Genomic DNA, 22,306 nt, shown 5'->3' with positions numbered 1-22,306 from the left:
AAATGAAAAAATTAACGATGATAGAGGTACAGCAAAGAGCAGTGAATATTTTGATGTATATTGATAAGATTTGTCGAAAAAATGAGTTGAAATATACAATTTTTTACGGCAGTTTGATTGGGGTAGAAAGACATAAAGGTTTTATTCCTTGGGATGATGATATTGATATAGTTATGCCAAGGCCAGACTACAACAAGCTGATTGATTTATTGAAAACAGATGAAAATTATACGTTATTAGCTTTTGAAACTAGAACACACTATCGCTACCCTTTTGCGAAACTTATAGATCCCAATACAATTGCAAAAACAAAACAATATTTTGGTGGGGAAGACCCTGACTTAGGTGTCTTTGTAGATATATTTCCTATTGATGGAATACCAGATACAGAAAAAGAAAGAGAAAAATTGAGAGAAATTACAGAGCAATATCGTTTGAATCTGATGGACACATTTAAATGGTGCTATGCTCGGAGTTTTTATTTTTCAAAAGCTTTAATAAAACTTATTATGCGGTATCCATATCACCGAAAATTATTAAAAGAAGGAAATGATAGATATTGGAGAGATAAGTATCAAGAGATGGCCAAAAGTATTCCTTTTGGGGAAACTAAAACATGTGGTTATATGGAATGGATTCATATTAACTGGGGTGTTTTTCCAACAGAATGGTTTCATGAATTTGAAGATGTAGAATTTGAAGGTCATAAAGTCATGGCTATCAAAGATAGAAAAAAATTCTTGAAGTTGCGTTATGGAAACTACATGGAAATGCCTCCTGAAAAAGAGCGAGTAACACACCATCCTTATGATTTTTATGAAAAGTGATCCAACTGATTTGATTATCTAAATACAAACCACAGATTTTTAAAAATTAGAGAGAGTGAAATTTTATGTATGAGCAACTAAGTACGTCTGTTGTAATGGCTACATACAATGGTGAAAAGAATATCTTGGAACAATTAGATTCACTACTAAGCCAGACAAAAAAAATCAATGAAGTACTGATTTGTGATGATTGTTCTACTGATAATACAGTTGATATTATCAGTAGTTTTATTGAGAAAAACAATTTGTCATCAACTTGGCATTTAAAAATTAACGAAAAAAATCTAGGATGGAGAAAAAATTTCTTTCATTTATTAAATTTAGCTAGCCAGGATATCATATTTACGTGTGATCAAGATGATATTTGGCACGAAACAAAAATTGAAGAGATGAGTAGCCTCTTCAGAAATAAGAAAATTCAAGTATTAGTTACGGATTATCATGAATTAGTAGAACTTGGCGGTTTATGTGAAGAACTGAAAAAAGTTGATACAGAAAAAAATGAGCAACAAATAGAAGAGCGAGTCATTTTTAATGAGAATAATTTGTTTCTCCGAAGACCAGGGTGCGTCTATGCAGTTAGGAAAGAATTTATCCCACAAGTTAATCTCTATGCGTCTAACATGGAAAACCCGGTTCATGATATGTCGATGTGGGGGAGCGCGGTTCTAACAAATGGTTTATATTTATTGAGAAAACCGTTGATAGAATGGAGAAAACATGGACAAAGTTCTTTTAAAAAAGAAATAGATCAGTCAAATAAAGAGCAATTATACTACAAAAGGCTCATGACTTTGCAAAGAAGATTGCAACGTGTTGAAGCTGCCAGAAATTACTTGATAAATAATGTGACTATAGTAGATTATGACAAAAAGAAAAAATTACTGGATAATTTGATTAAAGAGTTAGAAATGCGTATTTACATGTTAGAAAAAGAAAAAATACGAACAGTTATTTTCTCGTTCTGGAAATACAAACATAAATTTTATTTTGGAACTGATATCTATCATCTTCTAAAACATAAGTATAAAAAGTGAGGATATCAATATGAATACTAAAGCAAAATCAGTTATAAAAAATCTTTATTATACAGTAGCCGCAAATTTTGCTACATTAGGTATCTCAATCTTGCTTAATTTATTTGTACCAAAACTATTGGGAGTAACAGAGTATAGTTATTGGCAGTTGTATGTGTTCTATTCTTCATACGTAGGCTTTTTGCATTTTGGATGGATTGATGGAATCTATTTAAAAATAGGAGGGGAAGAATATAATAAACTTGATAAACGCTCGCTCGGATCACAGTTTTGGTATCTAACGATTTTTGAGTTCTTTGTTTCAATAGCTATAGTTGTTTGGGCTTATTTCTTTATGCCAAACAGTTCCCAATCACTTATTTTAATATTGACAGCTGTTGTTTCAGTGATTACGATCGTTAAAACTTTTATTCTGTATATTTTCCAGTCGACGAATCGAATAAAAGAATATGCACAGCTTTCTAGGAATGATCGCTATCTTTATGTCTTGTTTATTGCTATTTACTTTGCTTTAGGCGGCAGAGATTTTTATTGGCTGATCATTATGGATATCGCTTCTAAATTGATCGTGACACTTTGGGGAATGTCTCGAATCAAAGATATGTTGCAAGTCAATATGATTAGTCTAAAAGAACTTGTCCCTGAAATTTTTGATAATATCAATATTGGTAGTAAGTTAATGTTGAGTAGTATTGCTAGCATGCTCATTCTTGGAACTATTCGATTCTTCGTACAACAACGATGGTCAATTGAAACTTTTGGTAAACTATCCTTTACATTGAGTATTTCAAATATGTTCCTAACATTTGTCAATGCAGTAGGAATTGTTATGTTTCCATTATTAAGAAGGACAAATCAGCAAAGACTCCCTGAACTCTTCCGTATCTTACGGGACTTATTTGTTCCTTTAACCTATGGTTTATTGATTTTTTACGTCCCAGCAAAAATTGTTTTGACCATGTGGCTACCCGAATATACGGAAAGTCTGAATTTTATGGGAATCTTGTTTCCAATCGTCATTTATGAAGGAAGAATGTCTTTACTTATCAATACGTATTTAAAGAGCTTGCGTAAAGAAAAAACGATATTGATGGTCAATGTGATGACGCTATCCTTTTCATTAGTGGCTTCATTAGTCATTATATTTGTGATAGGTAACTTGAATTTAGCAGTAGGCTTGATATTGTTGAGTCTAGCGTTTCGATGTAATTTAGCAGAATATTTTCTTTGTCGTGGAATGAAATTACCTGTTGGATACAGACAATTGGTAGAAACGATTCTAACGATTGCTTTTATCTTTAGTAACATCTGGTTTGGCGGTGACTTTATTAGTCTAGGTATCTATAGCTTGATTTATGTGATTTATTTGCTATATGTACATCGCAGCTTCCTTGCTAGCTTTGGTGAATTCCGCTCTCTACTAAAAGATCGTTAAGCTAAGCTATATTGAAATATAAAATAATGCAGAGTAAGTCCGATTAGGATTTACTCTGCTGTTTTTATTTTTTGAAGCGATTAATTTGTTAAATTCGGCAATCAGCACATACTGGCAGTATATTCTTTATATAGTTTTTCCTGGTTAAAAATGGTAAACTAACTGTATTAAGTATGAGAATGCATAATTGGAGTGAATTTGATGGATACTATATTGATTACTGGCGGAGCTGGTTTTATCGGTTCAACGCTAGCGAATTATTTGGGAAAAGAAAACAAAATCGTAGTAGTCGACGATTTATCAATGGGAAAAAAAGAAAACTTGGATATGGAGAAACAAGTGACTTTCATTGAGGGGGATGTATCAGATCCTCAATTGATGGAAAGAATCATGAAACAGTATCAGTTTGCCTATATTTTTCATTTAGCTGCTGTAGCTAGTGTGGCAGATTCTGTAGAACGTCCTCTAGAAACTCATCGTGTAAATTTTGACAGTGCGCTTTTATTGCTTGAATTGGTACGAAAATATCAATCTGGTTTAAAACGATTGGTATTTAGTTCATCAGCTGCAGTTTATGGCGATGAACCAACGTTGCCAAAAAAAGAAGAATCGGTCATCCGTCCTTTAACACCATATGCCATCGATAAGTTTGCAGCAGAACAATATGTTTTGGATTACTGCCATTTATATGATGTTCCGACTAGTGCTGTCCGATTTTTTAACGTTTATGGTCCAAATCAAAATCCTAACTCTCCATATAGCGGAGTTATTTCGATTCTAGTGGACCGATACAAAAAACAATTGGCAGGAGAAAAAACAGAATTTACTTTATTTGGTGATGGTAGCCAATCTAGAGACTTCGTTTATATAGAAGATGTTATACAAGCACTTTTACTTGTTGCTAAGGAAGAAAAAGCTTTAGGACAGCAATTCAATGTCGGTACAGGAAAAAGCACTACGCTACTTGAATTGATTCATTCAATTGATCAAATCTTAGGAACAGAGCTAGCGCTTAAATATGAAGCGGAGCGTTCAGGGGATATTCGTGATTCTTTAGCGGATATTTCAAAGATCCGTTCTTTAGGTTATCAACCCAAATTTGATATATTGAACGGAATGGAACGTTATTTAAAGACAGAAATCGATTAAAACAAAAAACCAGCATCCTGCTGGTTTTTTTGTTTCGACTTAGCTTTTTAAATTAACACCTTCCATCAGTTCGTAAATCTGATTTCTTAAATCAGTGGCCGGCAATTTGATGTTTTTATCAGATTGGATATTACTTTCCATGACGATTGCATCTTTTTTGTCTTTTTTCATTGCCACTACTGCATGGAATCGATTGATATTTCCCTGAGCAAGGATATAATCATTTCCACTGTAAACACCGCCGCTGTAAGGATGTTTATCACCATTATTTTGCCACAATGAGAAAAGTAGTTCTTTTGGTATAATATCGCCAGACAGAACACTGGTAAAGAATTTGTTCAAGTCATAAACAGACATACTTATATTTCCTGTGCCTAATTCATTTCGGATGTCTGTTTCAGGCTCGACCAATGCTTTTGAATAATCGTCAGTTGCAGACATTTGGTAAGATACAGCATGCTGAGGGGAATTTTTTACATTTTCATAAAAATCTGTATGTTCTAGATGGAGTGGCCGAATGATTTCTTTTTTTAAAAGAGTTTCATAAGGCTGATTCGTTAGTTTGATCAATACCCCTGTAAGCAATGTATAATTTAATGGTTCATAATGATACGTATCATAATCAGTAAATTTCAAATGATGAAGGGCAAACTGAATGATCTCACTATCTGACATAGGTTTTTTTGGAGAAGCGGTTCGATGAAGACCAGAGCGCATGTAAAGCATATTTTTGATTGAGATTTGCTGACTTCCAGGAATCTGAGGATAAAATTCAGATAGCTTTGTGTCAAAAGTTATCTTGCCAGATTGAATTTGTTTTAGGATAAGTAAAGCAGTCATCGCTTTTTGGATCGAACCGATTTGATAGTAAAGAGAAGGAGAATTCGATTCTTTTATGCGTAGATTTGCGTACCCATATCCTTTTTCTAATATCACTCGATTATTTTTGCGTACATAAATCGAACCGATATAATCTGATTTTTGCAGTAATTGATCAATTTTGCTGGCAAGCATCTGCTCATTAGATGTTAAATTGGAAGCAAGTTGTGCGGGTTCCGTTTTATAAATTTGTGGTTGAGGTTGTTTTGTTAATTGCCATCCTGTAATGATGCCTGTTGAAAAGAAGCTGACAGCCAGCAACAAAACTGCGAGAAAAGAAAGAGAGATCTGCTGTTTTTTTTGATGTTTTCCTTTTGCCATGTTAGTTCCTTTCTATCCATTTTTAACTATTTTTCATTGTAATCCTCAAAAAGAGCATTTGCCACTTACAATTTTGACATAATATTTGGTAAAATAATTCACGGCAGTAGAAATTTCATGTATAATAAACAGAGTTACGAAGATGATAGTAAGGAGGAGTTGTTTTGTCAGGAAACAAACAACACCCAAGCAAAGACAAAAAAGAAGCCAGTAAGGCAGCTACAGCAGATATAATCGACAAGCGGAGAAATCTGCGTAAAAAAGAAGATAAGATCGTGAGGAAGATCATTTTAGTGATCGCTCTTACATTATTGATTATTGGCGGATTTCTCGGGTTTACCGTATATCGTTATGTAGATAGCGGGTTGAAGCCTTTAGATAAATCGGACGACCAATTAGTCCAAGTGGAAATCCCAAGCGGCTCTTCTAATAAGCAGATTGGCGAAATTTTGGAGAAAGACAATATTATTAAAAGTGGGATTGTTTTCAATTATTATACAAAATTTAAAAACTTAACTGGCTTTCAAGCTGGTTATTATCAGTTAGCGCCTAATATGACTCTTGATGAGATTGGCAAGCAGTTGCAAGAAGGCGGCACATCTGAGCCAACAAAAGTTGCAGATGGGAAAATTGCCATTCCAGAAGGCTACGACATCGATCAGATTGCTGAGCGGGTAGCGAAGGTAACTGGTAAAGACAAGAAAGAATTTTTAGATTTAGTAAATGATGAGACTTTCTTTAACGAGTTGTATCAAAAATTCCCAGAATTGTTGGAAAGTGCCTCTAAAGCTGAGAACACAAAATACCGTTTGGAAGGCTACTTATTCCCAGCTACTTATGATTACTACACGAGTACTTCGCTTAAGGATCTTGTGATTGAGATGGTGAACAAGACAAATACGGTCATGCAAAACTATTATTCAGCTATCAAACAGAAAAATTTGACTGTACAAGAAGTTTTAACTTTGGCTTCTCTAGTTGAAAAAGAAGGCGTAAAAGAAAATGATCGTAAAAATATTGCACAAGTCTTCTTTAACCGAATCAAGGCAAATATGCCACTTCAGTCAGATATCTCTGTTTTATATGCATTAGGAGAACATAAAGAATTGGTGACGTATGAAGATACAGCTGTAGATTCACCATACAATTTGTATACCAATACCGGCTATGGGCCTGGTCCTTTTGACAATCCAAGCGAAGAGGCAATCAAGGCAGTATTAGAACCAGCAGAAAATGACTATTATTATTTCGTAGCAGATACGAGCACTGGAAATGTTTATTTCGCTAAAACGTATGAAGAACATATGGAACTAGTGCAAAAATATGTAAATAATTCTTAGAAAAACAGGGGCTAGTCATTGATCATTTTTAGAAAAACATTTACATTTTAAGAAAAGCGTGGTAATCTTTTTTGGACTATATTCCTCAAAAGATTACCTTTTGCGGTATTTTATCGAAAAAAGGAGACGTTACACATGGTAGAGAAAGTTTATCCAATGACTCTAGAAGGTAAAGAAAAATTAGAAAAAGAATTAGAAGAACTAAAAACAGTTAAACGCGGAGAAATCATTGAACGAATCAAAATCGCTCGCGGTTTCGGAGATCTTTCCGAAAACTCCGAATACGAATCAGCTAAAGATGAACAAGCATTTGTTGAAGGAAGAATCACAACAATTGAAAATATGATCCGTTTTGCACAAATCATCGATAATGACGGCGTAGATGCAGATGAGGTATCGATCGGTAAAACAGTTACGTTCATCGAGTTGCCTGATGGAGATGAAGAAGAGTACACGATTGTCGGAAGTGCTGAAGCAGACCCGTTTTCTGGAAAGATTTCCAATGATTCTCCTATCGCGCAAGCATTGATTGGCAAACGTAAAAATGATGAAGTAACCATTGCTACACCAGGTGGCGATATGTTAGTTAAAATCGTCAAAGTAGAACAAGCGTAGTCTGACTGAAAGATCTAGAGAGTTCATCTTACTGATGACGCACTCTAGATCTTTTCTCTTTGAGTATTGCAGGTTTCACTGAACGATCTTACATCTAAAGTCCTATAGCCAACAGTCAAAAAAATAGGTATGATGAAATGAGAATGTGTCAGGAGGGAGAAAAAGCGATGAATAGTTCTTGGCGTTTTTTTGTGGTAGTCGAAGCACTGCTGCTGTTATTTGCTGTTTGGCAAATCGTAAACAATACTGGACTTTTGCTTTTAGTAATATTCGGTATTTTCAATATATATCTAGCTATGCGCAAATATCCTCGTACTAAATTTCAAAATTTTCAATTGATCTTAGGGAGCTTGGTCATTTTTTTTAGCTTAGTCAACAGTCCTGCTTTATGGATGATGGTTGTATTGGCCGTTTTATTTATCGGGCTGAAAGGTGTAGAGATTTCAGGAATAGATTTGACAAAAAATGCTTTTTGGCGAAAAAAACAGATCATGATGGTCCAAACAGAGCAATTAAAAACACATAATAATGAGCGTAAAAGACAGCAATTATTTGGTAACCAACGTATTGGAAACGACGTCTATGAATGGGATGACATCAACATTGCCATCATTTCTGGTGATACTATCATCGATTTGGGCAATACACTTTTGCCAAAAGATGATAATATTGTGATTGTAAGAAAAGGGATAGGCAGAACACGGATCTTAGTACCCCTGGGAGTGGCTATTCGTTTAGAGCATGCGACATTAGTAGGAAATGTCTTGTTTGAAGAAGAGCAGTTTTCCTTAAAAAACGAACAGATCAAAATCTGCAGCAGTGATTATGATGAAAATCCTCGCAGATTGAAGATCATTACCAATACCTTGGTTGGAGATGTCGAGGTGATACGAATATGATGGGAAGAATATCCAAAGCAATGCTAGCTGTTTATTCGGGGATTGCGGCTTTCCTTATTATTCTATTTTCACTTTTCACTTATTTTTATGCCAGTAACCAAAGTCATTGGTGGGGAGAATTGCTGCGTGCGCGTTTATTATACGTTCCGCTTATCTTCCATTTGATGGCAATTTCATTAGGTGTAGGATTGATCGTATTTCTATTGTTATCACTTATTCAAAAGGCAAAATACGAGAAAATCGAAGAAAAGCTTCGTGCACTTTCTTCTGGCAATTATGAATCCAAACTTTTGCATCAGCCGATCCCAAGCGCGTCGGATGATCTGTACATCAAAGATATTGATATGGAAATTACTAAAATAAAAGAAAAAATGATCGAAGTATCCAGTGAATTACAGATTATGACTAGCCGTCCTCAATATGTAGATGGACAAACCAAAGAAGAGATTTTAGAATTAGAAAGGCATCGATTAGCTCGTGAGCTTCATGATTCAGTTTCACAGCAATTATTTGCAGCGATGATGATGATGTCGGCATTGACGGAGCAAGCAGAAAAAAGTGAGACAACAGAAATGTTCCGTAAGCAGTTGAAAATGGTGGCAGAGATCATCAACGCTTCCCAGTCTGAGATGCGTGCGCTGCTTCTTCATCTGCGTCCAGTCAATTTAGAAGAAAAAAGTTTAAAACAAGGCATTGAGCAGTTATTGAAGGAATTGCAGAATAAAATCCAGATTTCGCTAAAATGGGATGTAGAAGATGTAAAATTAACTAGTTCCATTGAGGATCACTTGTTCCGAATCGTTCAAGAATTGTTATCAAACACATTAAGACATGCTAAGGCTAATGAATTAGAAGTCTATTTGCATAAAATAGATAACAATCTTTTATTACGTATTATTGACGACGGGACAGGATTTAATATGAATGAAACCAAAACGGGAAGTTATGGATTGAACAATATCAAAGAACGAGTAGCTGGTATTGGTGGAACAGTAAAAATCATTAGTTTTAAAGGGCAAGGTACGAGCGTGGAGATCAAGGTCCCTTTGATGAAGGAGGCATAGATAAAGATGATAAAAGTTTTATTAGTAGATGACCATGAAATGGTACGCTTAGGCGTCTCTTCTTATTTATCTATCCAAGAAGACATTGAAGTGATTGGAGAAGCTGAAAATGGACGTCAAGGCTATGAAAAGGCGATGGCACTTCGACCAGATGTCATTTTAATGGATCTAGTCATGGAAGAAATGGATGGCATCGAATCAACAAAAGCAATCTTAAAAGATTGGCCAAAAGCCAAAATCATTATCGTCACAAGTTTTATTGATGATGAAAAAGTTTATCCTGCAATTGAAGCAGGAGCAGCAGGATATTTATTGAAGACGTCTACCGCACATGAAATAGCTGATGCTATAAGGGCTACGCAACGCGGCGAGCGAGTATTGGAACCTGAAGTGACAACAAAAATGATGGAAAAAATGAGTCGGCGAAATGATCCAGTATTGCATGAAGAATTAACGAATCGAGAAAATGAAATTTTGATGCTGATTTCTGAAGGGAAAAGTAATCAGGAAATCGCGGATGAATTGTTTATCACACTGAAAACAGTTAAAACGCATGTGTCGAATATATTAGCTAAGTTAGAGGTAGAAGACCGAACTCAAGCAGCTATCTATGCGTTTAAACATGGTTTGGTTAAATAAAAACGATGATAAAGAGGATAATCAAAAGCTGAGAAAATAACTATTATTTTTCTTGGCTTTTTTACAATAATGATGCTTGCTTTTGTTTTTGGAAAGGCTTTGTTATACTGAGAAAAGAAGATACTAAAGGAGGAAAATGGTGAAACAAAATTTTGCAATTGTAGGCCTTGGACGATTTGGCGGAAGCATCTGCCGTACACTGATCGAAGCTGGACAAGAAGTACTGGCTATTGACAGTAATGAAGATCGAGTCAATGAATATATGAATATAGCCACTCATGCTGTTGTGGCAAATGCACAGGATGAGATGACACTTCGTTCATTAGGTATAAGAAATTTCGATCATGTAATTGTCGCTATTGGAGAAGATATCCAAGCCAGCATCTTAGTTACTCTGATGGTAAAGGAAATGGGCGTACCGAATATTTTAGCAAAAGCCCAAAATGAGTACCATGCCCGTGTACTAGAGAAGATCGGAGCAGATCGTGTCGTACACCCTGAGCGAGACATGGGGATACGGATTGCACATAACTTAGTATCAAAGAATATTCTAGACTACTTAGAGCTGTCAGATAAATATTCTTTAGCAGAAATCCGAGTCTCCAATCCTAAATTTTTCAACAAAACATTAGCTGAATTAAATTTCAGGCAACGTTTTGACTTAACAGTAGTCGCCATACGAAGAGTAGATCAAACGGTTATCGCTTCTCCTGCAGCAGATGAATATGTTCGTGAAAATGATAATCTACTGGTTATTGGAGAGACAGGCGATGTGGATATTCTAGACGATAAGATGAATCAATAGAAAGAAAAGAGAAAGTAGGTTGTTGGGATGAAATTAACGGTAACGCCAAAAGCACAAAAGTGGTTTGACTCAGAAATTGATCTGCCAGAAACTTACGGAATACGTTTTTTTGGAAAAGTCTACGGCAAAACAGAGGTTCATGATGGTTTTTCGATTGGAATGTCAGTTGAACAGCCAGAACATCCTGTAAAGAAAGTGGAAATGGATGGGACACTTTTTTTTATCGAGGAAGCAGATGAATGGTTCTTTAAAGGATATGATTTACTTGTTGATTATGATCCCAACCTGGAGGAGCCAACCTATCACTTTAAAAAACAATAAAAAAAGAGAGGGTGACACAATTTTTGTCACCTTCTCTTTTTTCTTTTGAAAATATTGTTTTCAGCTATTAATATCCTGCAGACAATTTTACTTGATTGGTTTGAAGCTCATGGGTGGCAAAGTAGCTTTTCAGATTGGTTAAAAAAATAGCCATTAATTTCTTTTGAAAATCAGGTGTCAAACCTGCAATGTGGGAAGTAATCAGTACATTGTCCATTTTCCAAAGAGGATGATCTTGTGGAAGAGGCTCTTCCTCAAAAACGTCTAATGCTGCAAAGGAAAGTTGCTGGTTATTTAAAGCCTGCACCAGATCTTGTGTCTTAACAGAAGCACCACGGCCAACATTGATGAATACAGATTTTGGATCAAAGTGTTCAAACATATGCTGATCAAAGAGCCCAGTTGTTTCCTCCGTTAGAGGTAAGATATTGACTACGAAATCTACTTCAGGAAGAACTTCCTTTAGTTGATTTAAAGAAAAAGTCTTTTCCATTCCTTCTGCTGGATGACCGGATGTATTGATTCCATAGCAGTTCATGTCTAATGCTTTGCATTTTTTTGCAATCATTTTTCCAATATGGCCAGTTCCAATGATTAGTATTTTTTTCCCTTGGATAGATTGGTAATGGACCGATGAACCTAACCATTTCATGTCACTCTGTGCCTTTTGTGCTTGAAAAAGACCACGAGAATACCCAAGGATGATTCCTAAGACATGCTCCGTAATCGATTCACTGTGGATGCCACTACCATTTGAAAGTAAAATATGTTTCTTTGAAAAAGTCTCAAGGGGTAGCTGATCAACACCAGCTGAGATAGATTGGACCCATTTCAAGGTAGAAGAGGCTAATAGTTTTTCTTGGTAGTCTGAGTTCCAGCCCAAACTGATCTCTACATTTTGTAGATCCTCTGGTTGTAATTCTGTTTTAAAGATATAACCAGGCGCTATAGTATGGATTTCTTCGATAAATTCATCACGAAATGGACGATCTGCATAAATGATTCTTTCTGACATAGTTAATTTCCCGCCTTTCTTTACTCTAAGTGTAGCGCATACAAGAAGAACTTTGAAGCGCCTTGCTTGTTTTTTGAGAAAGAAATATTTTTCAAATAAAAAAGGGGCTGTGACAAAAAAAATGTCACAACCTCTAAAAGGGTCTATTGAAGTAGAAATAACGAGTTGTCTTTATTTCTTAATTGATCGATATTTTTGCCCATCCTTTGACAGCTTGAGCAAAAATAAAGATTCCTGCAAAAGCAATGAAGGCGCTAGTGTCAAAAGAAGGAAGAAAGACCATCAAGATTGTTGCAATTATAGTAGGCAATGAAATTGAATAGATCAATGTTTTTAAACAATCAAGAAAAGTAGCTTTTGTTAGTCGAAAGCGTGCATAGAGAAAAGCAGCAATGTTGGTAAATAGCAAAGTGATCAGCAGATTCAGAAAACTAGGATAAATAGAAAATATAAATGTCAGGACTTTTATCCAAAGTGGTATAGATGCTTCACTTAAAAAAGAACGGAGCTGCTTACCTGTTAAGTTTTTTAAAGATTCATTGGTGTAGGGAAGTTCTAATTGGTTATTGTTCAACAAAGCAGAAGTCGTGCCTGTATTAGGAAGAGCTATGATAAGTTTGTTTTTTAACATCCCGACACTAACAAAATTCCCCATCAAATCAGTAGAGATGTCCTGTTCTGTTCGTTTTCCCTCTGGATCAAATGTGAAGATAATGGAGTTTGTTTGGTAAATGAATCCTTCTTTTTCTTCGGTTTGAAGCTGCCCGTTTTGGATTGTAAAATCAGGAATGCGAATAGCAATCTTTTGCCCATCCAATTGAATGTTGTTTAAGACTTGAAAAACTTGAAAAGAGATTGGCAAAGCCATAAATATACTCAAAACTAAAAGATAGACAATGGCTTTCCAAAATGGGACATTTCTCGCCTCCTTTAGGTCTTTGAATCGTATAAAGGAACTGATAATTAATTGTTTTGTTGTCATAAGTACTCCTCATCTAGTAGTGTCATCACTTGCAATTCTAGCGAAGTATCAAGTGAAATACAAGTGCTTTAGGGAAACAGCTGAATGATTGGTGAAATATCAAAAAAATGTTATTCTTGTCTAAAGACTATCCAATATAAATAAAATGGAGGAAGGAATAGTGCCTACACAGCCACAGAGATCATCAAAAAAACTATTTGGAGTAGTGGTTTTGAATGCGGTGATCACTTTATCAGAATTTATTGGAGGGATTATGTCAGGGAGTTTGTCTCTTGTTTCAGATGCTTTCCATAACCTTAGTGATACATTGGCAATTATTTTTTCTTACGGGGCACAAAAAATGGCCCGAAAAGAAGCAAATAAAAAACGTACGTATGGCTACCAGCGTTTAGAAATATTGAGTGCTTTCATCAACTCATTCATATTGATCATATTATCCTTATTTTTAACCGTTGAAGCATTCAAGCGGTTCACTTCACCAGAAAAGATAAATAGTCATTTGATGCTAACAGTAGCAGTTATTGGATTGCTCGCGAATTTGTTCTCAGTATTATTATTACGACAAGAAGCAGATGAAAGTTTGAATATAAAATCTAGTTATTTGCATTTGTTAAGTGATACACTGTCTTCGGTAAGTGTGATTATCGGAGCAATTTTGATCCGTTTTTTCGATATCTACTGGATCGATCCAGTTATTACACTGATCATTTCGATATATATATTGATAGAAGCGATAATGGTGATCAAAAAAGCTGCCGCTATTTTGATACAAAGTGCACCTGCTATCGACTATGAAAAAATGGAACAAGAAATTGAAGCAATCGATGGGGTAAAGGATGTTCATCATGTCCATATTTGGCAGTATAGCGAAAAGATAATTATTTTCGACGGACATATTGATTTTGAAGATCAGCTACTAAGCGAGATTGAAAAGATATATCCTCGTATAATTTCTTTATTAAAATTAAAATATGGTATTACACATGTGGATAAAGTCCATATAATTGTGTAAAAGATAAAAGGCCATGTAACAGCCCTTTTACGGTACAATGTTTTTAACCACAAAAACATACCCAGGAGGACGTTACATGACCCAAGTACATTTTACACTGAACAACGAAGAGGTTCAAAGTATTATTGAACATTCGGTAAAAGATGATATTTCTAAAAATATTTTAACCACTGTTTTCAACCAATTGATGGAAAATCAACGAACAGAATATATTCAAGCCGATGACTATGAACGTTCAGAAAGTCGTCAGAGTCAAAGAAATGGCTATTATGAGCGAGACTTTACGACTCGTGTGGGTACACTCGAATTAAAAGTGCCTAGAACACGTGATGGTGAATTTTCACCGACGGTGTTTGAGCGTTATCAGCGAAATGAAAAGGCACTGCTCGCTTCAATGCTTGAGATGTATGTTTCGGGCGTTTCGACACGTAAAGTTTCAAAGATTGTTGAAGAGCTATGTGGAAAATCTGTATCGAAATCTTTTGTTTCTAGCCTGACTGAGCAGTTAGACCCGATGGTCAACGAATGGCAGAACCGTTCACTCTCAGGTACGAATTATCCTTATCTGATGACTGATGTTCTCTACATAAAAGTCCGTGAGGACCATCGAGTGCTTTCTAAAAGCTGCCATATTGCGATCGGGATAACAGAAGGTGGCGACCGTGAAATCATTGGCTTCATGATTCAAAATGAAGAAAGTGATGACACATGGTCCATCTTCTTTGAATACTTAAAAGAACGCGGCCTAAAGGGGACAGAACTCATCATTTCTGATGCCCATAAAGGCCTAGTGTCTGCGATTCGTAAGTCATTTACCAACGCAAGTTGGCAGAGATGCCAGGTCCATTTTTTAAGAAACATCTTCAGTTCCATTCCAAAAAAGAATTCAAAACCGTTTAGAGAAGCAGTAAAAGCGATCTTTAAGTTTACGGATATTGAACTCGCTCGAACAGCTAAGAATGCCTTAGTCGGTGAATATATCGACCAGCCTAAATATACAAAAGCCTGCGAAATATTGGATAATGGCTTCGAAGATGCCTTTCAATACACGGTTATCGGAAATAGTCATAATCGGCTAAAAAGCACCAACCTTCTTGAACGACTGAACCAGGAAGTCCGCAGAAGAGAAAAGATTATTCGGATTTTTCCCAACCGAACGTCTGCCAATCGATTAATTGGAGCTGTCCTTATGGACCTTCATGACGAATGGCTCAGTTCTACAAGAAAATATATTAAGTTTGATCAATGAGAGACCGGTAAAACATTGTATAGTATTTTACACAGGATTATGGACTTGACTCACATGTGACGATCCAAGCAGAGACAAAGGCAAAGGATCAAAAAAAATTAATTTTTTTAAATAAAGATGAAAGTTATTGAAATATAGAGTATGATAAATAAGAATTTTTAATAAGGTAGGTTGGCTCATGAAGCAGTATCGACAGTTAAAAGGATATTTAGAAGCAAAAGGATATTGGGAGATACTAGTCTATCTCTTTTTTGGTGGTTTGGCTACGATTGTAAATTTTGTTAGTTTTGCTCTCGCACGCCAATATTTTGATTTAAGTATGGCCTTATCCAATTCTATTTCGTGGTTTTGTTCTGTATTGTTTGCTTTTGTAACGAACAAACTTTGGGTATTCCATTCAAAATCACCGAATTTTACACATGCACTTATTGAATGCGGTAAGTTCTTCTTCTACCGTATCCTTTCTTACGGATTGGACATGGGGGCAATGGTATTGTTGATCAATGTTATGAACAGCAATGAGTATGTGGCGAAAATCATCACTCAAATTATTGTTATCCTTGCGAACTATATTTTCAGCAAGTTGTTTATTTTTAAAGAAACTGAGGTTTTTGAAGAAGAAGTAGGTCAAAGTGAAAAAGACGACTAGGCATAACAATTGAAGAATTTCCTTCTCTTTGTTACTCTTTGTAATGTAGACATTATTAAGAAAACATTGAGGAGGAATTTTTTTATGACTTACACATTACCAGATCTACCTTATGCATATGACGCATTGGAACCTTATATTGACGAAGAAACGATGCATCTGCATCATGATAAGCATCACAATACTTATGTGACGAATTTAAATGCAGCAATTGAGAAATACCCAGAATTAGGCGAAAAAACAATAGAAGAATTATTATCTGATATGGACGCTATTCCAACAGATATCAAGACAGCTGTACGTAACAATGGTGGCGGACATGCTAACCATTCATTTTTCTGGGAAATCATGGCACCAAATGCTGGTGGCGAACCTACAGGAGAAATAAAAGAAGCGATTAATGAAGCTTTTGGTGATTTTTCTTCTTTTAAAGAAGAATTCAAAAAAGCAGCCGCTGGACGATTTGGTTCTGGATGGGCTTGGCTTGTAATGGAAAATGGAAAATTAGCTATTACCTCTACTGCAAATCAAGATTCTCCATTGATGGAAGGAAAGACACCAATTCTAGGTTTGGACGTTTGGGAACATGCTTATTATTTGAAATATAAAAATGTCCGACCAGATTATATTGCAGCATTCTGGAATGTTATTAATTGGGATGAAGTAAACAAACGTTTCGAAGCAGCAAAATAACCATTTCCTCCGTCATATCAGTCTTAAAAATAATTTGGAAAATAAAAGAGCGAAAGCTTGCTAGCGTTTTCTAAATTGGGTATAATGTTCTTGCAAGGTTACTTGCAAGAACTTTTTTGGAGGCTATACATTTATGGAACACGGAACGGTTAAATGGTTCAACAATGAAAAAGGATTTGGGTTTATTACAGTAGACGGCGGAGATGACGTATTTGTTCATTTCTCAGCAATTCAAGGAGAAGGCTTCAAGAGCCTAGAAGAAGGTCAAGAAGTAGAATTCACGATTGTTGAAGGTGCACGCGGACCTCAAGCTGCTGAAGTGACTAAATTATAATAATTTGTTGAATAAAGACACGACTTCTTAGAGAGTCGTGTCTTTTTGTCTATTTATGAAGTTTTTAGATTTTTTGGCTAAGTAAATGCATTTGTTCACTTGACATGTCCTAACTAATTATCAAGCAAGGAACATTTTCTTCGTTAGTAATAGATTTTAAAGAAATTTCAGTTTTTTGGATGTTGAATAAAAGACCATTTGTGAAACCACTAGTATACATACTCATTACCATGTCAATTCTATTACTTTAAAAGAAAATCGTTTTACTTTGAAGAGGAGCATATCTATCCATTAAAAGATGATGGTAATGCAATCACTAGTTCGAGTCATTTTAATAGCCATGCAGTGAGCTGGAAATAAAACGAATAGAAGATGGGTTTAACAAAAGGACCAGTCATAGGAAGAAATTTTCGTGAAATCGAATGATAATCTGAACGGTAGGCAAAGACTGTTAAAAAGATGAGAAAGGTATGTGCGATCATTTTACTGCACGATTATTTGGAAAATACCTTGTTGTTCGCTTTTTCTGGAAAAAATACATAAAAAAAGATAAAACGATTGCGAACTGCGTGTATTCGGTCTTTCGATCTTTTTCACGGTATGGTATGATAGTTAAGAATTTTGAGAAATTTTAAAAAATAATAATCGTTACACAAAAATGTTTTTTAAAGTTTTCTTATGATTAAAAAGTGAATTTGCTGATTGAACAGTTATATGAGACAATATTTTAGAAAATGTGAAACAGAGGTGTATTATGAAGCGATGGCAAAAAGTTCTATTAACCTTGTTAGGGGTATTCGTTTTGCTGATTGCCGGATTATCAGCATACGGAATCAGATTTATGGGAGAAGCGAGCCAAACAGTAAACAAAATTTCTAAAAACTCTAATCGAATATCCTCCAAACGTTCTGAGAGAGTAAGCATTGATGACAAAGAACCTTTTTCGGTTTTGCTATTAGGTTTAGATACCGGTGGATTAGGAAGAACGGAACAAGGACGTTCTGATACGATGATGGTAGTAACAGTTAATCCGAAACAAAAAAAATCAACGATCATCAGTTTGGACCGAGATATTTATACGAATATCGTAGGTTATGGAACGGTAGATAAATTAAATCATGCCTATGCATTTGGTGGTGTCGAAATGGCCATGGATTCAATTGAGCAACTGCTCGATATTCCTATTGATCATTATGTAACGATCAATTTGGATGGCATGGAAGATTTGATCAATGCGGTCGGTGGCATCAAAGTGAATAATAAAATTGACTTTACTTTGGATGGTGTCCATGTACCAGTAGGTGAACAAACATTGAATGGAGAAAAAGGTTTAGCCTATTCTCGAATGCGACACGAAGATCCAGAAGGCGATATCGGTCGACAACGTCGTCAGCGGGAAGTAGTGACGAAAATCGTCAATAAAGTTTTAAGTTTAGATGGCGTAAGCAATTATAGAAAAATTTTAAAAGCAGTTGAGAACAATGTGACGACGGACTTAGATTGGGATGACATGCTTGATGTAGCGACGAACTACACCCCGGCGTTTGAAACAATCAAACAAGACCAGTTGCAAGGCGAAGGACAAATGATCAATGATATCTACTATCAAATTTTAGGAAAAAATGATCTTCTTTCGATCCAAAATGAACTGAAGAAACAATTAAATATAAAAACAAGCGATACATTACCTAATTTGAAAAATGAGAATGCTTCAATGATGTTCTTTGATGATTCGGAAGATGGCGATTCGACAAACGGTGATGGATCGAATAGTGAAGGGTACACCGATTATTCTTCCTATTCAGAAAACACATATGATCAGTACCAAGATCCGAATACCTATTATCAGCAAACAGAAGATACAAGTCAGTACTATACACCAAGTCAAGATACTCAAAGTTATGATCCTTACGCTGGACAGGAACAAAATGGTTATGGTTATGACCAGAATAATGAGTATGGAACAACAAGTGGGTACTAGAAAAAAATAGTTTGGTTAATAAAGAGTGCCACCTAAATTAGACAAAAAATCTAACTTAGGTGGCACTTTTTCTATGTGTTAAATTACAGGACGTCTCTTTTTAGCGCTTAGTTTAAAAAATAAATTGAATAATTCAATAGAGTTGCGAATAGTACCCATAAATAATAAGGAATCATGAGCCACATTGCCAGGCGATGATGCAGCCACAACTGATACATAAGCACTGACAAGAAAATAACTAAAAGTGTAATATCGATTGCTGCAATGAAAATATTTCTTAAATTAAAAAATAGAGCAGACCATATAAAATTAAAAATGAACTGAATCACAAAAAGACCGACAAGATTGTTTCGCTGTTTTTTGTTGTTGTGATTAAGTAACAAATAAAGAGAAATACCCATCAATATATACAGTAAGGTCCACATCGGCCCAAATATCCAGCTAGGTGGTGCAAATGGTGGAAGTTGCAAAGAATAGTAATATTCTCCGGGATTTCCGCTAAGCAACCCTGATAAAAAGCCTAATATGACAATTCCTATAACACAAACCCAAAAACGAATATCTTTTATCATCTTCATTTTACTAACTCCTTTCTATAATATTAGTTTACCATGAAGGCTCACAGCAAGACCTGTATTTAGTTTGTGAAGTAAGAAAAAAATTGATGATTGTTGTTATTAAAAAGTTGAACATTTGTTTATATGAATGATGTTTTTGAAAAAGATCATATGATTTGATTCTCATGTTTTCTATTTGTACTTTTCTCGTCTACTTCTGTTATAATCTGCATCTTACTTTTTTCACCTTTTTTACTTCAACATAAAATTATAAAAGCATAATGTTTGTGTTAATGCAATAAAGCGTTTACAATGTGGTTATCAAATGAAGGAGGTTTCTACATGAAAAAGATTAGTACGTTATTGTTTATTGGGTTAGTTAGTTTAGGGTTGTTCGGTTTTAGCATTCCAGGTTTTGCGCATGGTTATATTACTTCTCCAGGAAGCCGTGCATACCTAGGAACATCAGCAGCAGGAAACTTAAATCAAAATGTCGGAAGAGCACAATGGGAACCGCAAAGTATCGAAGCTACCAAAAATACATTCATTGATGGAAAAATTGCTAGTGCAGGAGTCAGCGGCTTTGAGCCTTTAGATGAACAGACATCTAACAGATGGCATAAAAACATGGTTAATCCAGGAACATTAAATATTACTTGGAATTTAACAGCACAACATCGGACAAGTACTTGGGATTACTACATTACCAAACCAACTTGGAATCCTAATCAACCTTTGAAATTTAGTGATTTTGAATTGATCACAAAAATAGACGACAAAGCAACTGTTCCACCAAAAACAGTCAACCAAACGATCACACTTCCGCAGGATCGAAAAGGATATAATGTGATTTTAGCAGTATGGAATATCAGCGATACGACAAATGCATTTTATCAAGTGATAGACGTGAATATCCAATAATAATCAAAAAGGGCTGTGACAAAAACTATGTCACAACCCTTTTTTTAAATAAATAGTGTCCTCCTGTTAACTCTTCGGTCACAAGTACAGTATTCATAAAACATGAAGAGCTATTTTTGTTTGGCTGTTCTTATTACTTGATGCAGGGCAGACTTTTTCACAACCTCTTTCATTTAGTCAGCGAGTCTCGTCATCTTCACGACAACTTCACAACGTGCAGTCTGAGGAAACATGTCGACAGACTGTAAATATTCAATCTTGAACTTTTTACTTAAATTAACCAGATCTCTGGCAAGTGTAGAAACATTACAGGAGATATAAACAAGTTTTTTTGGAGGGTATTTCAATAATGATTGGATCAATGCGTTATCCAAACCCGTACGTGGTGGATCTACGATGATACCATCAGGCTGAAAACCTTCATTCAACCATTTAGGCAGAACTTGCTCTGCTGTCCCGACTTCATATCGAGTGTTGTGATATCCTAATCTTTCCGCATTTTTTTTTGCATCAGCGATTGCTTGAGGAACGGTATCCATTCCCCGTACTTCTTTGGCTTGTTTTGCTACACTTAAGCCGATCGTCCCAACTCCGCAATAAGCATCCACGATCGTTTCATTAGGCTGGACATCTAATGCTTTAATTCCTTCGCCATAAAGCAATTCGGTCTGCTGAGGATTGAGTTGAAAGAAGGCACGAGGAGAAAGATCGAAAGTCACTTCATTGATTTGTTCTTCAATGGCTTCTTTTCCCCATAAGTGGATCGTTTCATCCCCCATCACGAGAGACGTTTTTTGTGCCTGGACATTTTGCATGATTGAAACAACTTCGGGCAGTCGTTCATTGATCTCACGGATCATTGCGTTTTTTTGCGGGAATTTTTTACTGCGAGTAATAAAAACAACTTGTAACTCCCCAGTTTTGACACCGATTCTAACCATGATTGTGCGGAAGATTCCACTGTTTGTCCGTTCATCATAGATGGGTGCATCAAATTTATTCAATAGTTGAACAACAGTATTCATTACTTTTTGTGTTCGAGGTTCTTGAACCAAGCAGTCTGTTATAGGGACTAACTGATGAGAGTTTGCTTCGTATAAACCAGCTTCAATTTTTTGAGTCTGCTTATTTTTTCGTAACTGAAATTGTGCTTTGTTTCTATAATGCCAAGGCTCATCCATCCCGATCGTCGGCAAAAGTTGATAAGATCGAAAGCCTGCTGGTTTGAATTTTTCCAATGCTTGCAAAAGCAGATCCTTTTTAAAATCCAATTGAGCTTGATAAGCTAAGTGTTGTAATTGACAGCCACCGCATTCATAGTAAACAGGACATGGTGCCACTACGCGATCTTTGCTTGTTTTTTTGACTTTTATTAATTCTCCTTCTGCATAGCGAGGAGTTGCTTTCGTGATTTTCACTAGTACTTCTTCTTTTGGTAGTGCATATGGAACAAATATGATCAACCGTTTGAAATAACCGATTCCTTCACCATTTATGCCTAAACGCTTGATTTTCAAAGGAACCGTTTGTCCAGTTTTGACAATTGTTTCTGCCATAAGTATCTCCCTTTTTCTTTTTTCTG

General features: G+C 35.6%; 23 protein-coding genes and 1 pseudogene. 19 read left to right on the top strand and 5 right to left on the bottom strand.

Annotation, left to right across the window (positions count from 1 at the left end; all coding sequences use genetic code 11):
• Positions 1 to 2 precede the first annotated feature (2 nt).
• From IGL70_RS08990 to IGL70_RS08975, 4 genes are all read left to right on the top strand, one after another.
• Positions 3 to 827 carry a LicD family protein gene (locus IGL70_RS08990; RefSeq protein ID WP_002295416.1) on the top strand — a complete coding sequence of 275 codons (825 nt, stop codon included), beginning with the start codon at positions 3 to 5 and terminating at the stop codon, positions 825 to 827.
• 65 nt (positions 828 to 892) lie between these two features.
• The gene (locus IGL70_RS08985; RefSeq protein WP_002295415.1) at positions 893 to 1,864 is read left to right on the top strand and encodes a glycosyltransferase; all 972 of its coding nucleotides are present in this window, start codon (positions 893 to 895) and stop codon (positions 1,862 to 1,864) included.
• Positions 1,865 to 1,874: 10 nt separating this feature from the next.
• A complete protein-coding gene (locus tag IGL70_RS08980; protein ID WP_002295413.1) occupies positions 1,875 to 3,299 on the top strand; it encodes a lipopolysaccharide biosynthesis protein in 1,425 nt (474 codons plus the stop codon).
• A gap of 201 nt (positions 3,300 to 3,500) precedes the next feature.
• A complete protein-coding gene (locus tag IGL70_RS08975) occupies positions 3,501 to 4,448 on the top strand; it encodes an NAD-dependent epimerase/dehydratase family protein (RefSeq protein ID WP_002295412.1) in 948 nt (315 codons plus the stop codon).
• A gap of 39 nt (positions 4,449 to 4,487) precedes the next feature.
• On the opposite strand, the gene IGL70_RS08970 is transcribed toward IGL70_RS08975, so the two are convergent.
• Positions 4,488 to 5,648, bottom strand: a complete 1,161-nt coding sequence (locus IGL70_RS08970; protein WP_010777078.1) for a serine hydrolase domain-containing protein — start codon at positions 5,646 to 5,648, stop codon at positions 4,488 to 4,490.
• Positions 5,649 to 5,812: 164 nt separating this feature from the next.
• Here IGL70_RS08970 and mltG point away from each other — a divergent pair, with 164 nt between their 5' ends.
• The 7 genes from mltG (at position 5,813) to IGL70_RS08935 (ending at position 11,331) form a co-directional block, all read left to right on the top strand.
• On the top strand, positions 5,813 to 6,988 hold the full coding sequence (gene mltG / locus IGL70_RS08965; RefSeq protein ID WP_002295410.1) for an endolytic transglycosylase MltG: 1,176 nt from the start codon (positions 5,813 to 5,815) through the stop codon (positions 6,986 to 6,988).
• 135 nt (positions 6,989 to 7,123) lie between these two features.
• Positions 7,124 to 7,603: a transcription elongation factor GreA gene (greA, locus tag IGL70_RS08960; RefSeq protein WP_002295409.1), complete on the top strand. Its 480-nt coding sequence runs from the start codon at positions 7,124 to 7,126 to the stop codon at positions 7,601 to 7,603.
• Positions 7,604 to 7,770: 167 nt separating this feature from the next.
• Positions 7,771 to 8,502 (top strand): cell wall-active antibiotics response protein LiaF, encoded by a 732-nt coding sequence (gene liaF / locus IGL70_RS08955; protein ID WP_002295408.1) that lies wholly within the window; start codon positions 7,771 to 7,773, stop codon positions 8,500 to 8,502.
• Positions 8,499 to 9,566 carry a two-component system sensor histidine kinase LiaS gene (gene liaS / locus IGL70_RS08950; RefSeq protein ID WP_104873935.1) on the top strand — a complete coding sequence of 356 codons (1,068 nt, stop codon included), beginning with the start codon at positions 8,499 to 8,501 and terminating at the stop codon, positions 9,564 to 9,566. Before liaF ends, liaS begins: the two co-directional genes overlap by 4 nt.
• A gap of 6 nt (positions 9,567 to 9,572) precedes the next feature.
• Positions 9,573 to 10,205: a response regulator transcription factor gene (locus IGL70_RS08945; RefSeq protein WP_002295404.1), complete on the top strand. Its 633-nt coding sequence runs from the start codon at positions 9,573 to 9,575 to the stop codon at positions 10,203 to 10,205.
• 139 nt (positions 10,206 to 10,344) lie between these two features.
• Positions 10,345 to 11,010 carry a potassium channel family protein gene (locus IGL70_RS08940; protein ID WP_002289151.1) on the top strand — a complete coding sequence of 222 codons (666 nt, stop codon included), beginning with the start codon at positions 10,345 to 10,347 and terminating at the stop codon, positions 11,008 to 11,010.
• A 27-nt stretch (positions 11,011 to 11,037) separates the two neighbouring features.
• On the top strand, positions 11,038 to 11,331 hold the full coding sequence (locus IGL70_RS08935) for a HesB/YadR/YfhF family protein (protein WP_002289149.1): 294 nt from the start codon (positions 11,038 to 11,040) through the stop codon (positions 11,329 to 11,331).
• Between the two features lie 67 nt (positions 11,332 to 11,398).
• On the opposite strand, the gene IGL70_RS08930 is transcribed toward IGL70_RS08935, so the two are convergent.
• Complete coding sequence (locus tag IGL70_RS08930) at positions 11,399 to 12,346, bottom strand: phosphoglycerate dehydrogenase (RefSeq protein WP_002289148.1); 948 nt, start codon at positions 12,344 to 12,346, stop codon at positions 11,399 to 11,401.
• A gap of 178 nt (positions 12,347 to 12,524) precedes the next feature.
• Positions 12,525 to 13,328 (bottom strand): DUF1189 domain-containing protein, encoded by an 804-nt coding sequence (locus tag IGL70_RS08925; protein ID WP_104873936.1) that lies wholly within the window; start codon positions 13,326 to 13,328, stop codon positions 12,525 to 12,527.
• A gap of 145 nt (positions 13,329 to 13,473) precedes the next feature.
• On the opposite strand from IGL70_RS08925, the gene IGL70_RS08920 reads away from it, so the two are divergent.
• The 7 genes and pseudogenes from IGL70_RS08920 to IGL70_RS08890 all read left to right on the top strand — a co-directional run bounded on the left by IGL70_RS08920 (position 13,474) and on the right by IGL70_RS08890 (position 19,246).
• A complete protein-coding gene (locus IGL70_RS08920; protein WP_113844034.1) occupies positions 13,474 to 14,340 on the top strand; it encodes a cation diffusion facilitator family transporter in 867 nt (288 codons plus the stop codon).
• Positions 14,341 to 14,416: 76 nt separating this feature from the next.
• Positions 14,417 to 15,589, top strand: coding sequence for an IS256-like element IS1542 family transposase (locus IGL70_RS08915; RefSeq protein WP_104807992.1), 1,173 nt, complete (start codon positions 14,417 to 14,419; stop codon positions 15,587 to 15,589).
• A gap of 38 nt (positions 15,590 to 15,627) precedes the next feature.
• Positions 15,628 to 15,720: pseudogene (locus IGL70_RS08910) on the top strand (cation diffusion facilitator family transporter); the annotation flags it as partial.
• A 47-nt stretch (positions 15,721 to 15,767) separates the two neighbouring features.
• The gene (locus IGL70_RS08905) at positions 15,768 to 16,238 is read left to right on the top strand and encodes a GtrA family protein (RefSeq protein WP_002292862.1); all 471 of its coding nucleotides are present in this window, start codon (positions 15,768 to 15,770) and stop codon (positions 16,236 to 16,238) included.
• Positions 16,239 to 16,322: 84 nt separating this feature from the next.
• Positions 16,323 to 16,931: a superoxide dismutase gene (locus IGL70_RS08900; RefSeq protein WP_002298541.1), complete on the top strand. Its 609-nt coding sequence runs from the start codon at positions 16,323 to 16,325 to the stop codon at positions 16,929 to 16,931.
• Between the two features lie 133 nt (positions 16,932 to 17,064).
• On the top strand, positions 17,065 to 17,265 hold the full coding sequence (locus IGL70_RS08895; RefSeq protein ID WP_104873937.1) for a cold-shock protein: 201 nt from the start codon (positions 17,065 to 17,067) through the stop codon (positions 17,263 to 17,265).
• A gap of 754 nt (positions 17,266 to 18,019) precedes the next feature.
• Positions 18,020 to 19,246: an LCP family glycopolymer transferase gene (locus tag IGL70_RS08890; RefSeq protein WP_002295400.1), complete on the top strand. Its 1,227-nt coding sequence runs from the start codon at positions 18,020 to 18,022 to the stop codon at positions 19,244 to 19,246.
• A gap of 107 nt (positions 19,247 to 19,353) precedes the next feature.
• On the opposite strand, the gene IGL70_RS08885 is transcribed toward IGL70_RS08890, so the two are convergent.
• Positions 19,354 to 19,824, bottom strand: a complete 471-nt coding sequence (locus IGL70_RS08885; RefSeq protein WP_002292857.1) for a TspO/MBR family protein — start codon at positions 19,822 to 19,824, stop codon at positions 19,354 to 19,356.
• 321 nt (positions 19,825 to 20,145) lie between these two features.
• Between IGL70_RS08885 and IGL70_RS08880 the strand changes: the two genes are divergently transcribed.
• Positions 20,146 to 20,724, top strand: a complete 579-nt coding sequence (locus IGL70_RS08880) for a lytic polysaccharide monooxygenase auxiliary activity family 9 protein (RefSeq protein ID WP_002292856.1) — start codon at positions 20,146 to 20,148, stop codon at positions 20,722 to 20,724.
• Between the two features lie 173 nt (positions 20,725 to 20,897).
• Here the strand turns inward: IGL70_RS08880 and rlmD are convergent, their stop codons facing one another.
• The gene (gene rlmD / locus IGL70_RS08875; protein WP_002295399.1) at positions 20,898 to 22,280 is read right to left on the bottom strand and encodes a 23S rRNA (uracil(1939)-C(5))-methyltransferase RlmD; all 1,383 of its coding nucleotides are present in this window, start codon (positions 22,278 to 22,280) and stop codon (positions 20,898 to 20,900) included.
• Positions 22,281 to 22,306: the final 26 nt, after the last annotated feature.

This window comes from Enterococcus sp. DIV0901a (assembly GCF_051711525.1).
GTDB lineage: Bacteria > Bacillota > Bacilli > Lactobacillales > Enterococcaceae > Enterococcus_B > Enterococcus_B faecium.
The sequence above is the reverse complement of the archived record's forward strand: the minus strand, read 5'-3'. Positions and strand labels throughout refer to the sequence as shown.